14 protein-coding genes are annotated in these 13,071 nt (G+C 64.2%); 7 read left to right on the top strand and 7 right to left on the bottom strand.

Annotated elements, in window-relative coordinates; translation table 11 throughout:
• Nucleotides 1-74 precede the first annotated feature (74 nt).
• The gene (locus ACTIMF_RS08445; RefSeq protein ID WP_442349831.1) at nt 75-272 is read right to left on the bottom strand and encodes a ferredoxin; all 198 of its coding nucleotides are present in this window, start codon (nt 270-272) and stop codon (nt 75-77) included.
• Between the two features lie 163 nt (nt 273-435).
• On the opposite strand from ACTIMF_RS08445, the gene ACTIMF_RS08440 reads away from it, so the two are divergent.
• From ACTIMF_RS08440 to ACTIMF_RS08420, 5 genes are read left to right on the top strand one after another with little or no spacing between them, the layout of a single operon-like run.
• On the top strand, nt 436-1,704 hold the full coding sequence (locus tag ACTIMF_RS08440; protein ID WP_442349830.1) for a cytochrome P450: 1,269 nt from the start codon (nt 436-438) through the stop codon (nt 1,702-1,704).
• Nucleotides 1,704-2,882, top strand: coding sequence for an NAD(P)/FAD-dependent oxidoreductase (locus ACTIMF_RS08435; protein WP_442349829.1), 1,179 nt, complete (start codon nt 1,704-1,706; stop codon nt 2,880-2,882). The genes ACTIMF_RS08440 and ACTIMF_RS08435 overlap by 1 nt, the downstream gene beginning before the upstream one ends.
• A 47-nt stretch (nt 2,883-2,929) precedes the next feature.
• A complete protein-coding gene (locus ACTIMF_RS08430; protein WP_442349828.1) occupies nt 2,930-3,709 on the top strand; it encodes an enoyl-CoA hydratase/isomerase family protein in 780 nt (259 codons plus the stop codon).
• 46 nt (nt 3,710-3,755) lie between these two features.
• Complete coding sequence (locus tag ACTIMF_RS08425) at nt 3,756-4,511, top strand: SDR family NAD(P)-dependent oxidoreductase (RefSeq protein WP_442349827.1); 756 nt, start codon at nt 3,756-3,758, stop codon at nt 4,509-4,511.
• Nucleotides 4,512-4,548: 37 nt separating this feature from the next.
• Complete coding sequence (locus tag ACTIMF_RS08420) at nt 4,549-5,007, top strand: MaoC family dehydratase (protein WP_442349860.1); 459 nt, start codon at nt 4,549-4,551, stop codon at nt 5,005-5,007.
• A gap of 56 nt (nt 5,008-5,063) precedes the next feature.
• Here the strand turns inward: ACTIMF_RS08420 and ACTIMF_RS08415 are convergent, their stop codons facing one another.
• Both ACTIMF_RS08415 and ACTIMF_RS08410 read right to left on the bottom strand, forming a co-directional pair.
• The gene (locus tag ACTIMF_RS08415; RefSeq protein WP_442349826.1) at nt 5,064-5,885 is read right to left on the bottom strand and encodes a mycofactocin-coupled SDR family oxidoreductase; all 822 of its coding nucleotides are present in this window, start codon (nt 5,883-5,885) and stop codon (nt 5,064-5,066) included.
• A gap of 40 nt (nt 5,886-5,925) precedes the next feature.
• Complete coding sequence (locus ACTIMF_RS08410) at nt 5,926-6,954, bottom strand: LLM class flavin-dependent oxidoreductase (protein WP_442349825.1); 1,029 nt, start codon at nt 6,952-6,954, stop codon at nt 5,926-5,928.
• 276 nt (nt 6,955-7,230) lie between these two features.
• Between ACTIMF_RS08410 and ACTIMF_RS08405 the strand changes: the two genes are divergently transcribed.
• Both ACTIMF_RS08405 and ACTIMF_RS08400 read left to right on the top strand, forming a co-directional pair.
• On the top strand, nt 7,231-8,907 hold the full coding sequence (locus ACTIMF_RS08405) for a flavin-containing monooxygenase (RefSeq protein WP_442349824.1): 1,677 nt from the start codon (nt 7,231-7,233) through the stop codon (nt 8,905-8,907).
• An 88-nt stretch (nt 8,908-8,995) separates the two neighbouring features.
• Entirely contained in the window at nt 8,996-9,499 is a 504-nt protein-coding gene (locus tag ACTIMF_RS08400) for a nuclear transport factor 2 family protein (RefSeq protein WP_442349823.1), read from the top strand.
• Nucleotides 9,500-9,563: 64 nt separating this feature from the next.
• On the opposite strand, the gene ACTIMF_RS08395 is transcribed toward ACTIMF_RS08400, so the two are convergent.
• From ACTIMF_RS08395 to ACTIMF_RS08380, 4 genes are all read right to left on the bottom strand, one after another.
• Nucleotides 9,564-10,919, bottom strand: a complete 1,356-nt coding sequence (locus ACTIMF_RS08395; protein WP_442349822.1) for an MFS transporter — start codon at nt 10,917-10,919, stop codon at nt 9,564-9,566.
• Nucleotides 10,920-11,084: 165 nt separating this feature from the next.
• Nucleotides 11,085-11,507 carry a Zn-ribbon domain-containing OB-fold protein gene (locus ACTIMF_RS08390; RefSeq protein WP_442349821.1) on the bottom strand — a complete coding sequence of 141 codons (423 nt, stop codon included), beginning with the start codon at nt 11,505-11,507 and terminating at the stop codon, nt 11,085-11,087.
• Nucleotides 11,504-12,679, bottom strand: a complete 1,176-nt coding sequence (locus ACTIMF_RS08385; RefSeq protein ID WP_442349820.1) for a thiolase family protein — start codon at nt 12,677-12,679, stop codon at nt 11,504-11,506. Before ACTIMF_RS08385 ends, ACTIMF_RS08390 begins: the two co-directional genes overlap by 4 nt.
• Complete coding sequence (locus ACTIMF_RS08380) at nt 12,676-13,053, bottom strand: acyl dehydratase (RefSeq protein ID WP_442349819.1); 378 nt, start codon at nt 13,051-13,053, stop codon at nt 12,676-12,678. Before ACTIMF_RS08380 ends, ACTIMF_RS08385 begins: the two co-directional genes overlap by 4 nt.
• Nucleotides 13,054-13,071 lie beyond the last annotated feature (18 nt).

Genomic DNA, 13,071 nt, shown 5'->3' with positions numbered 1-13,071 from the left:
GAGACGCGGCCGACACGAAAACCACTGGGCTGTGAGTGGCATTCGTCCCGGCCGCGTCGGATGAGAGGTTGTCACTAGTCGTCGATCACCGTGAGTGCGACCTCCGGGCACGACTCGACGCCGAGCACAGCGCCGTCTTCCAAATCTTCCGGGATGTCACCGGTGAACCGCACGATCACTTGGCCTTCGTCATCGGTGTCATAGACATCCGGAGCCGACATCCGGCACAAACCATGACCCTGGCACTTAGACTGATCTGCTTGAATCCTCATCTTTCAACCTTTCTCCTTCGAGCCGTGACCAGCAGCGGGATCGACCCATGCGATTCACCCGCGGTGATCATCGTCGCGCCGGTCGATGGTCGCGACTTGACGTCCAACTAGTAATAACTATTATCATAGTAACAGTGAGACGGCACACATAAAGGAGAGCACAGTGACCAACGAGCGCCGCTGCCCGGTTACGCAGTTTGATCACCATTCAAGCGAGCACACGCGAGACCATGTGGCCATCTACCGAAAGCTGCGCGAAGAGACTCCGGTCGCGTGGACTGAGACGCACGGCGGATTCTGGGTGCTGTCAGACTACGCGTCCGTCTACGAGGCCTCGCGCGACGACGACTTGTTCTCCTCCGCCCGTCACGACGAGTACGGCGGCGCAGGCCTCGCGGTCACGATTCCGAAGGCTCCCACTGAGTTCCATATCCCGATCGAGATCGATCCGCCGAACTCGGCTCCGTATCGCAAGCTGATCAATAGGGTCACCGCGCCGAAGGCCGCCGAGAAGCTCGAGCCCATGATCAAGCACTACGTGACCGGCATCCTCGATTCGGTGATCGAGAGCGGCGAGGCCGATCTGGCCATCGTCGCCGGCGTCCCGGCCATGGTCGTCATCGACTGGCTGGGCCTGGATCCCGCCGAGTACCAGGTATACGTCGACGCGATGCATACCTTGGTGTCCGCGGCTCCGGACTCCGACGAGTACAAGCATGCCGCCGAGGTATCCGTCCCCTGGGTCGAGGCGACCGTTCGCGAGCACATCCGTCACCGCCGCGAACACCCTGCCGACGACATCACCACCTACTTCATCGACTCCGAGATCAACGGCGAGAAGATGACCGACGACGAGATCTACTCCATCCTCGAACTCGTCATCTCCGGCGGAGTCGGCACCACCGCATCGCTGGTGACCCAGTCCCTGGTGTGGCTGTACCAGCACCCGGACGAGCGTGCGCAACTCATCGAGAACCCGTCGATGATCGACGTCGCGATGGAGGAGTTCCTCCGCGTATTCTCCCCTACCCAGGCACTCGGCCGGACCGTCATGCAAGACACCGAGTTCCACGGCTGCCCCGTGCAGAAGGGCGATCGCGCCCTCCTCTCATGGGCGTCGGCCAACCGCGACGCCGAGCAGTTCACCGACCCCGACGAGGTCGACATCACGCGTTGGCCCAACCGGCACATCGCTTTCGGCGTCGGAGTCCATCGGTGCGCGGGGCTGTACATCGCGAAGGGACTGGCGCGCGAGATCTTCACGCAGGTCTTCGAGCGGATGGGCGACTACGTCGTCGACATGGACAACGTCGTCACCTACCCGGACCAGGGGACCAACGCGGGCTTCCACTCGATCCCGGTCACCTTCACTCCGGGCAAACGGCTCCTCGGCGACACGCCGCTGTTCGCCGAGCACTACACGAAGGTCTGATGGGCACCGTGGAGGAGAGCACTGGCCCCGTTCGGCTCGACGGCCGCGTGGTAGTCGTCGGCGGCGGACTCGCTACGGCCCGCACCGTCTCGACGTTGAGGCGTAAGAAGTTGACCGGACCGATCGACATCGTCAGCGCCGAAGGGCACCTGCCGTACGACCGGCCTCCGCTGTCGAAGGACGTTCTCTCCGGTGCCAAAGACAGCACCGCGCTCCCCTTCGACCCGGTCAAGCTGGACGTCACCGTCCACACCGAGCGAGTCGCGACCGGCGTCGACACCCGGGCACGAGTGTTGCACACCGGCCGCGGCGACCTCCCGTTCGACGGTCTGGTCATCGCGACGGGGGCGGAACCGATCCGACTACCGGGCGACGGCGAGCAGATTACGCTTCGGACGATCGACGACGCGTTGACACTGCGCGATCGACTGACACCGGGGGCTCGCGTCGTGATCATCGGCGCGAGTTGGATCGGCGCCGAGGTCGCAACGGCGGCGACGGCTCACGGCTGCCAGGTCACGTGCCTCGAATACGCGGATGCTCCGTTGGCGAACGCGCTCGGCGCGGACGTGGCGAATCGTCTTGTACCGTGGTGGTCCGGCACCGATCTGCGGTGCGGGACGTCGGTCCGGGAGGTGAGCGGCGAGGGTGTCGTCCTCGCCGACGGCACGGTGATCCCCGCCGACGTGGTCGTCACCGGTATCGGGGTTCGACCGTCGATCGGCTGGCTCGACGGCTCAGGCCTGGCGACCGACCGCGGCGTCCTCACCGATGAGTTCTGCCGTACGAGCGTCTCCGGTGTCGTCGCGCTCGGCGACGTCGCGCAACGCTGGTCCCCGCGTACCGGTCGTCATGTAGCGGTGGAGCACTGGGACGACGCAGGCGGCGCAGCGGCGACCGCAGCCGTCGCGCTGCTCGGCGAGGCTCCCGCGTACGACCCGGTGCCGTACTTCTGGTCGGACCAGTTCGGCCACAAGATCCAGTACGTAGGTGCGCACACATCGGACGACATCGCGACGATCACGACCTCCGATTCCGGCGACCTCGACACCGTCACGTGGACAGCGCCCGACGGCACACTCGCGGCGTGGCTGGGTGTCGACCGTCCGCGCGACGTCATCGCCGCGCGCACCGCAGTCGGCACGTCGGCGACCGACTTCGCCACCGCGCATGCCTGACACCATTCGATCGCCGCACGGCGATCCCAACTGAAGGAGGCTCGCCGATGAGTGGCGTGAACGTGACTCGGAAAGACGACGTCGTCTGGGTCGAACTCGACCGGCCGGAACGTCTGAACGCCTACGACATCGACATGGCGCGCGACATGATCGAGGCGTTCAAGTCAGCGTCGGACGCGTACGCGGTGGTCTTGACCGGTGCAGGCCGCGGCTTCTGCGCAGGCGGAGCCCTCAATCAACTCGATGACCCGGATCCGGCGCTGCTCCGCGAACTCTTCACCGCATCACTGCAGGTGTGCGACGCGATCCGTAGCTGCCCACGTCCCGTTATCGCCGCAGTGAACGGTGCAGCGGCCGGCGGTGGAAACGAGTTGGTGATCGCGTGTGATTTCGCGATAGCGGCCGAAAAGGCGACCTTCGGTCAGACCGGGCCACGCGTCGGCTCATCACCTGTGCTCGGCGCGACGAACATCCTGCCGATTCAGATCGGCGAGAAGCGCGCCAAGGAGATGGCGATGCTGTGCCGCCGATACACCGCTCAGCAGGCGCTCGACCTCGGCCTGATCAACGAAGTCGTGCCGGGCGATCAGCTGACGACGCGCGTGGACGAGTGGATCGACGAGATCAAGGCGCTGAGTCCTCGGTATCTGGAGATCACGAAGCTGAGCAGCAATCTGTACTGGAACAATGCGCAGGACTCGATGCGCAACGGCCTCGGCATGCTTCTGCAGGCCATCGGCAGCCCCGACATGGTCGAGGGCGCGGGTGCGTTCCTCGCCGGACGCGCGCCCGAGTTCCCGCCGCCCCCGCGACCCCGTGACCAGTAGCCCACGTCCCCCTTTTTCACCTGAGCGACAGGAGTGTGCGACGACCATGTCCACAACCAGCTATGACCTGACCGGCAAGGTCGCCCTCGTCACCGGCGGCAGCCGCGGCCTCGGCCGCGCCATGGTCGGGGCCCTCGCCGAGGCCGGCGCCGACGTCGTGATCGCCAGCCGAAAGCTCGACGCGTGCGAGGTCGCCGCAGAGGAGATCCGCGAGTCCACGGGCCGCCGTGCCCTTCCCCTCGCCTACCACGTCGGCAACTGGGACGACGCGCAGCCGACCGTCGACGCGATCGTGAAGGAGTTCGGGCACCTGGATATCCTGATCAACAACGCGGGCATGTCACCGCTCTATGACGGAGTCGAGACGATCAGTGAAGCGTTGTGGGACAAGGTTTTCGACGTGAATCTGAAGGGTCCGTTCGCGCTGTCGATCGCAGCGGGGCAGCAGATGGCGAAGCAGGGCGGCGGTTCGATCATCAGCATCAGCAGCCGTGCGTCCGAGCGCCCGCGTCCCCACACTCTGCCCTATGCTGCGGCGAAGGCAGGGCTGAATGCGATGACGATTGCGTTAGCGCATGCCCTAGGCCCCGAGGTCCGCGTCAACGCGATCATCGCAGGCACCTTCCTCACTGACGTGAGCAAGTCGTGGGACGCCGACGCCTTCGCTGCGCGCGCCCAGACGTTCGCGCTCGGCCGAGGCGGCGACCCGACCGAGATCACCGGAGCCGCCCTGTATCTGGCCGGAGATGCCAGTTCATACACGACCGGTTCGATGCTCACCGTCGACGGTGGCCAGCTCTGATGGTCTCGCCGTCCCCTACTTCTCGAAGGAGATTCCCATGCCCGGCCTCTGGTACGAAGAGTTCGAGATCGGCAAAGAGTATCGTCACGCCTGGTCTCGGACCGTCACCGAGTACGACAACATCCTGTTCACGTCGATCACGATGAACCCGGCGCCCATCCACCTCGACGCCGAGTACATGGCTACGCAGCCACACGGGCAGCGTTTGATGAACAGCCTGTACACGGCGGGTCTCGTCGGCGGCATGATCGTGTACGACCTCACGATGGGAACGACGCTCGGCAATCTCGGGTACACCAAGTTCGACTTCCCGAACCCGGTCTTCCACGGCGACACCATCCGTGCGGAGAGCACCATCCTCGACAAACGAGAGTCCAAGAGCCGCACCGACTCGGGCATCGTCTACTTCGAGCACCGCGGCATCAACCAACGCGATGAGCTGGTCCATATCTGCCACCGCGCAGGCCTCATGCTCAAGAAGCCGAAGGACGCCTGAGCGGGTCCCGATGTCGAGACGACTATTTGACCGAGGCGATCATTTGACCGAGGCGATCATTTGACAAGGACCCCCGCGTCGATCGGCATCGCCACGCCTGTCACGTACCGTGCCTGTTCACCGGTCAGAAAGACGATCGCGTTGCTGACGTCGTCGACCTCCACGTACGGAATGTCCAGGACGTGCATCCCACGCATGATCGGTTCCACCTGGTCGCGCGTCGGGTCACTCTCGTCGGGCAGGAACAGCCGGTAGATGGCGTCGTTGAGCAGCATCGTGGTGTCGACGTTGGTCGGAAGGACCGCATTGACTCGGATCCCGTCGGGACCGAGCTCGTTCGCGAGGCTGCGCATGATCCCGAGGACGCCGTGCTTGGCCGCCGCATAGTGGGCGTTGTTCGGCAGCCCTTTCAGTCCGGCGACCGAACTGGTCAGCACGACCGCGCCTCCTCGACCGGTGGCCCGAAGGTGCGGGACGGATGCCTTCACCGTGTTCCAGACTCCGGTGAGGTTGATGTCGATCATGTCCTTCCAGATCTCGTCAGTGAGGTCGTCGACCGGGAAGCTGCCTGCGATACCCGCATTGGCGACCACGATGTCGAGCCGACCGAACTCCGCGGTCCCCTCTGCCAGGACGGCCGCGACGGCAGCCGAGTCGCGGACGTCGGCCTGCCTCGCACAGATCTGTCGCCCCTGCGCCTCGACGAGCCGTACCGTCTCGTCGAGGTCGTCGGGTTCGGCCATCGGATACGGCGCGCCGCCGACCGGCGCACACAGGTCGAGCGCGATGATGTCCGCGCCCTCTGCCGCCAAGCGCACCGCGTGATTGCGCCCCTGACCTCGTGCGGCCCCGGTGATGAAAGCGACCTTGTCGGACATGCGTGACTCCTCTCAGGGATGTTCTTGTAGCTGACGACGCTCAGGCCGGAGCCTTGAAATCCACACTCTGCAGGTCGGCCAGCGGCTCGACCACTTCACGTCCGACGCGCTCGAGGTACGCCTCGGTCTGCTCGGCGTCCATGCCGGGCCAATGCGGGCGCACCAGGAGCGGGCCGATCGGCAGCCGTCCGGCGATGTCGGTGATCTGCTGGCGCACCTGCTCGCCGGAACCGAGAAGCACGTGGTCCTTCACGTTCTCGAGGAATTCGTGCTCGACCCGCTCCTTGTCGAGCAGCCCCATGCCCTGGCCGGCGTACGAGACGTACTTGACGCGGGCCACGCTCGCGAAGTCATCGAGAGCCTGGTCGAAGGTATCGGCGACCTGCAGCTCGCGGCGCAGGGGAAGTTTGTTCAGCGGCAGACCGAGCGCACGACGTTCGGCTACGTAGAGGTCGACGAGGTCATCGAGCTGCTCGAGTGTCTGCTGAGGGGTGATGGTCCAGACGTCGCCGTGGCGAGCGGCGCGGCGGACGCCCTGTTCTTTCATGGCGCCCAGCCAGATCGGCGGTCGCGGCTTCTGGATGGGGTGCAGATGCGTCGGCCGATCCTCGACCTGCCAGAACTGTCCGTGGAAGGTCACGCGATCCCGTGTCCACAACTGAGTCATCAGATCGATCTGCTCTTCGAGGAGGCTGTACCGCTTCTTGTACTGGCGGTCGAAGACCTCGTATTCGTGCTCGAGATAGCCGGTTCCGATCCCGACCACGAGCTTGCCCTTCGTGATGACGTCGAGCGTCGCAAGATCTTCAGCGAGTTGAACCGGGTGGTGCAGCGGACCGATCAGCACGGTGGTGCCGATCCGCACGTCGTCGTCGAGCTCGGCCGCGAGGCGGGCTAGCAGCGGAATCGGCTGGAACCAGCGGAAGTCCTGATACAGAAAATGCTGCCCGATGGTCAGGTATTTGAAGCCCGCGCGCTGCGCTGCCTCCACTTTGCGAAGCATCAGATCCAGATGCTCTTCCGGTGGCGTCGAGACCGGCTGGTCTCCCATCAGGATTCCGAAGTCCAATGTCGTTCCTCTCGCAGCACTGTCGAATGATCAGAAGCAGACCATGCGGCGACTCCGGCCGGAACAGTGACCCGGCGCGCGGGGCCGCATCGAACGTGAGCGCGGTCTCGCGCTTCACATTATCCGACCATGATCATGAATATCAATTATTTGTCGGTAGCTTTGGCTTCACCCCTTTCCGTTAACGATGATAATCGTTATGGTGATAGTCGTCACTGATCGTCGGTTGCGAGATCGACCCGCACACCGACACCCACCCCTGAAAGGAAGGGTCCCATGACTGACGCCGCCACCACTGAGTCCGCAGCCGACGCCGTCGACGCCGTCGTGATCGGTGCCGGATTCTCCGGCATCTACATGGTCCACAGGCTCCACGAACTCGGGCTCACGGTCCAGGGATTCGAGGCGGGCGACGGCGTCGGCGGAACCTGGTTCTGGAACCGCTATCCCGGCGCGCGGTGCGACGTGATCAGCATGGAGTACGCGTACACGTTCTCCCCCGAACTCATCGAGGAGTGGGACTGGACCGAAAGGTATCCGTCGCAGCCGGAGATCCTGCGTTACCTGAACTTCGCCGCAGACCGCCTCGGCGTCAAGCCGCACTACAGGTTCAACACGCGGGTGGTATCCGCCTGGTTCGACGACGACGCCGACCAGTGGGTCACCACCACCGACACTGGCGCCGTGACCCGGTCCAGGTATCTGGTGACCGCTGTCGGGTGCCTGTCGACGTCGATGACTCCCGATTTCCCCGGCCTCGATCAGTTCGCTGGCGAGATCTACCACACCGCCGACTGGCCCGAGCACGACGTCGACTTCGCGGGTAAGCGCGTCGGCGTCATCGGTACCGGGTCGTCCGGCGTCCAAGTGATCCCCCTTGTCGCCGAGCAGGCCGATCACCTGACGGTGTTCCAACGGACCCCGGCGTTCAGCCTCGCATGCGGGAACCGCGCGCTCACCCCGGACGAGATCCGCGACTTCAAAGACAACATCGACGACCACCTGGAACGCTCGAAGGCCAGCGGCACCGGTCAGTACACCGACACCTTCGAAGAGAGCGCGCTCGACCACACACCGGAGCAGCGGCAGGCGATCTACGAGGAACGGTGGGGTCGCCACCGTGCGATCGATCTGATCGCGTGCTACCCGGATCTGTTCGCGAACCGGGAGGCGAACGAGACGATCGCCGACTTCTTCCGCGGCAAGATCCGCGAGACCATCACCGACCCGGAGTTGGCCGAACGCCTCACCCCGCGCACCTACCCGCTCGGCGCAAAGCGCATCACGCTGGACACGAACTACTACCAGACCTTCAACCGGGACCACGTCGACCTCGTGAGCCTGCGCGAACAGCCGCTCGAGACGTTCACCTCCAGTGGCATCCGCGCGGGAGGCGTCGACCACGAGCTCGACGCGGTCGTCCTCGCGACGGGATTCGACGCGATCACCGGACCGTTGCTGAACATGGACATCCGCGGTGCGGGTGGCCGTCGCCTCAAAGACAAGTGGGCCGACGGACCGGTCACGTACCTGGGCATCGCCGTCGACGAGTTCCCCAATATGTTCATGCTCACCGGACCCGGCAGCCCGAACGTGCTGACCAACGTGGTCTGCGCAATCGAACAGCACGTCGAATGGGCGGGCGACTTCATCGCCTATCTCGAGAGTCGCGGAGTCACGCGCGTCGAGCCCACGGCGCAGGCGTCACGCACCTGGACCGATGAGGCCGCGGACATGGCGAAGGACACCCTCTACCCCGAAGGCGAGTCGTGGTACACGGGTGTCAACATCCCCGGAAAGCCGCAGGTCATCATGTCGTACGTCGGCGGTCTCGACGTGTACCGACAGGCGTGCGACGAGGTCGCGGCAGAGGGCTACCGCGGGTTCACGAGCGTGACCCGTCACGACCAGAGCGCGACGTCACCACGACTGGCGTCGGCCATGGCGCGATGACACGCCGGACAGCGACCGTTACGAGGGCGCGCCCGATCCGATCCGGCGAGCCGCCCATGACTACCGATCACCAGGGAATGGACGTTCCGTGAGCCACGATGCATCGACCCTCGAACACACGATCCGGCGAATCGCCGACAACGAAGAGATCCGCGATGTCCTGATCCGATACGCGATGGCGATCGACGCTCGCGACTGGCGCCTGCTGCACGACGTGTTCACCGCCGACGGCGTCGCGAACTACGGTGAGCTCGCGGGTGTCCACGAAGGACCCGACGCCGTCGGCCAGGCCTGCCACCAAGCACTGTCGGGCCTGGACTCGAGCCAGCACCTCATCACCAACATCACCATCAGGCACGACGGCGACGACAGCGCGTCCACGGTGTGCTATTTCCATGCGCAGCACTACCTCGTCGACTCGCGCGGTGGCAACACCTACGTCGTCGCGGGCACGTACCGGGATCGACTCACGCGGACCGTTACCGGTTGGCGGATCGCGTATCGCACACTCGAGACCACCTGGACCGACGGCGATTCCAGTGTCTTCGAACTCGCGCAGGCCCGGCTCGCCGAGCGCGAAGCCGACGACTGACCGCTCATCGAGAACTCAGGCCCGCCCCGAGAAACATCTCGGGGCGGGCCGCTCGTCGATTACGTCAGTTCGACACTCCGGAGGATGCTTCGCTGTCGAAGGGTTTCGCCCGATCTACTCCCGTCACGGAAGCTTCACCGGTCTCCGCCGACTGCGCAGAAACTATCCGCCAGAGCCGATACGTGGCGATACCGCCAATCAACAGGGGAATGGCAGCTAGCATGTACAGCGCCTCTGGCGAGATCGCTGTGACGAGCACCCCCACGGCCAGCGGCGAGACGATTGAGAACAGTCTTCCGATGCCGACCATTGAACCGGCTGCCGTCACACGCGACTGGGCCCCGTAGAGCGGGACCACGAGGGTTGTAATCGCGACGATCGCGATGTAGGTGAACGTTCCGACCAGCGTAGTCATCAGCAGTGCTGCGCCAGAAATCCCGAATACAGCGGCCAACCCGAGCATGCTCGCCGAAGACACCAGCATCGAGATCCACACCATCGGGGCGGCACTGAACTTGATGCTGAGGACGGCGAAGGCAATGGCTCCGATGAAGCCGCCTGCGCTGAGGATGAGTCCAGCATTGGTTCCGGCGTCGGCATCGCCCGTAGCCGACGTAACCAATTGCGGCGTCCAGGTATTCGCGAAGTAGAACGCGATCATCAGGCAGGCGTACGACACCCAGAGCAGCACTGTGCGTTCGGTCTGGCCGTCTTCGAACAGACCACTGCGCGTCCCGGAGCTCTGCTTCTGACTGGCTTCGGGTCGCGCCGTCGGATCGACGTCTGGGTTGCGTAGTCTTGCGGCGATTCTGTCCAACTGTCGCTGACCGCCTCTTGGATTCTTCGCCACGATGAAATCGACGGATTCTGGGACGCGCCACACACTCAGTAGCAGGGCTAGGACCGTCAGCCCGGTACCGAATGCGAACATCGCCTGCCACGCACCGTCGAAGACATGGACGAGGCCTGCACCGATGTACCCGCCAAGCACACTTCCAAGAGGAAAGCCGACGGAGAAGATTCCGAAGACTATGCCCCGCATTCGGTCCGAGGTGAACTCCTGTACGAGCACCGACACGCTCGATGCCATGCTCCCGACGCCTATGCCGGTCACCAGACGCCAGAACGTCAGTTCCAGTCCGCTTCCGGCCGCGGTGCTCGCTGCCATCCCCACAACGCAGACCAGAAGACTGAGATTGATGACACGCCTTCGTCCGATCCGATCTGCGAGCGGCGCTAAGAGTAGCGCTCCGGCAGCCATCCCTGCGAGTCCCGACGACAGCAGCAGTCCTCGCTCGGAGTCAGTCAGAAATCCGTCTGGAAGATGAGGTAAGGCAAATCCCATGATGAACACGTCGAAGCCTTCGATCGTCATGATGCATAGACATACGATGACGACCACGTATTGGTAGGCCGTCATTCGCGACTGCCTCATTGAAGTCAGGACATCCACCGGTAAATCTCCACTCTCAGGCTCGACGAGAGCCCATCCGTGTGATCGGGATCGGACCGTCCTCGATCACGCGGGGACGCGTTACCAGGCAGCCCGATCCCAAAGGCGGCCTTGTGTCAGCGAGGTCGTTCGTCAGTCGACGACGACGAAGACGGGGACCGAGGCGTGCCGCGGTTCGTCCCCTGAGTTCACAAATCGCACCGACACCCTTCGTCCGGTCAGGACCTGCTGGTTGTAGTCACAACCCGGGACGATCAGCTCCGACCACCACCACGGCCCCTCATCGAGTTCGACGATGCCGATCGTGTATCGGGGCGTCGATGCTCCGTCGCCGTCCTTTCCATAGATGACACTCGATGTGACGACACGGCCGCCGCCTGACGCCGCGAAGGGCGTCACGTCGCTCGCGCCACAGGCGTCTTGAGGGGCGATCACATCGCCTGATGCGGTCCTGAACAGTAGGAACTCTCCCCGTTCGGCGGCGGCGAAGAACTGCTCGGTGCCGATGGCGGGCATCACCGGTGCAAGGTTGGCGAGCGTGACTCGGGGATTCATTCGGCTACCACCAAACCGCTGTTCGCGCCGAGTACAAGAGTCGAGTGGTGGTCGAGCACCCCGCCGTTGCCCGACACCAGAGCGAGGTCATGTGCCGAGACCTGTCTGGCACCTGCGTCACCACGGAGTTGAATGATCGCTTCCGCAAGCGGCGTGAAGCCCCACATGTAATACGACGAGAGCTGCCCGCCACCGGTGTTGAGCGCGAGAGTGCCGCAAGGACCGAGCATTCCTGTCTCAGAGACGAATTGGCCGCCCTCACCCTTCTCGCAGAATCCGTAGTCCTCCAGCGTGACGAGAACCGTGTACGTGTAACAGTCATACAACTCGACGAGATCGATGTCGTCGATGCTCACACCGGCCTGGGCGAGCGCCCGCGGCCCGGCCTGGGCTGCGCCCGTCACTAGACCGAAATCGTCTCGTCGACGCATGTAACGGCCCGGATGCGCTTGTGCCGCTCCCAGGACCGATACTGCGGGGCGACGCAAATCAGCAGCTCGTTCTTCGCTGGTGAGAATCACCGCGACTCCGCCGTTCGAAACCAGACAGCAGTCGAGCAGGTGCAGAGGACCGGCAATCAGTCGCGACGCTTGGTGATCATCGAGCGAGATGGGGTCGCGCATCTGCGCGACCGGATTGCACTGTGCCCATTGTCGCTGTGCGACAGCAATCGACCCCAACTGCTCAGACGTCGTGCCGAATGTGTCGATGTGTCGTTGGACGGCTAGCGCGTACAGCGCATTCGCGCTGTTCACTCCGTTGACGCGCAGGATTCCCTCCCAGCCCGACACAGCCGAGTTCGCTTGTGCGTACGCGTCACCGACTGACCGTCGCTCCCTCAGGGGGGCATCCGCGAATACGCACGCGACCACGTCCGCGTCACCAGCGTCGATCGCACGGGTCGCCATCTGGATCATGAGTCCGGCCGTCGACCCGAATGCCTGCACCTCCGACAGCACCCGAAGATCCTGCATGTCCAGGGCCACCGCGAGCGGGAGACCCAACTCGCCCGTGACACCACTCGAGATGAGCAGCGCGTCGATCTCGTCGAGTTCTAGTCCCGCGTCAGCTGCGGCGAGCCTGACTGCATCCGCGCCGAAGTCGATCGCCGTCCGGCCATAAACCTTGCCCATCTCTGTCATGCCCAGACCGGCAATCGCGGCCGCGGTCATGATCGGGCTCCGGGGAGCCGTACGTCCACAACGGACGGACCGACGGTGACGCCGGCGTCGTCTTCGCTGACCAGCCGGAGTGACACGACTTCGGACTCTGCATCGACAGCGACGACCTCGCCACCGACCCGCGTCGTGGTACCGACTAGGTTGAACCGCCGCATCGTGAATCTCTTGAAAGCGATGATCTGCGCACCCGACCCCGCCCAGTCGCGAACTGCACGCTCCCACATCCCCATGAGAAACAGAACGTTCGCGTAAGCGTCCGGAGCACCGCTCAATCGTGCGTACTCGCGGTTGTGGTGAATCGAGTTGAAGTCCCGGTTGCTTCCCGCCGCCATCGCGAGGCGGTACACGTTCACTGGAAACTCCACCGACTCGATGGTGTCCCC

It is taken from the genome of Gordonia sp. (in: high G+C Gram-positive bacteria) (assembly GCF_052106715.1).
Lineage (GTDB): Bacteria > Actinomycetota > Actinomycetes > Mycobacteriales > Mycobacteriaceae > Gordonia.
Note: the sequence above shows the minus strand (reverse complement) of the source record. Positions and strands in the feature narration are given on the sequence as shown.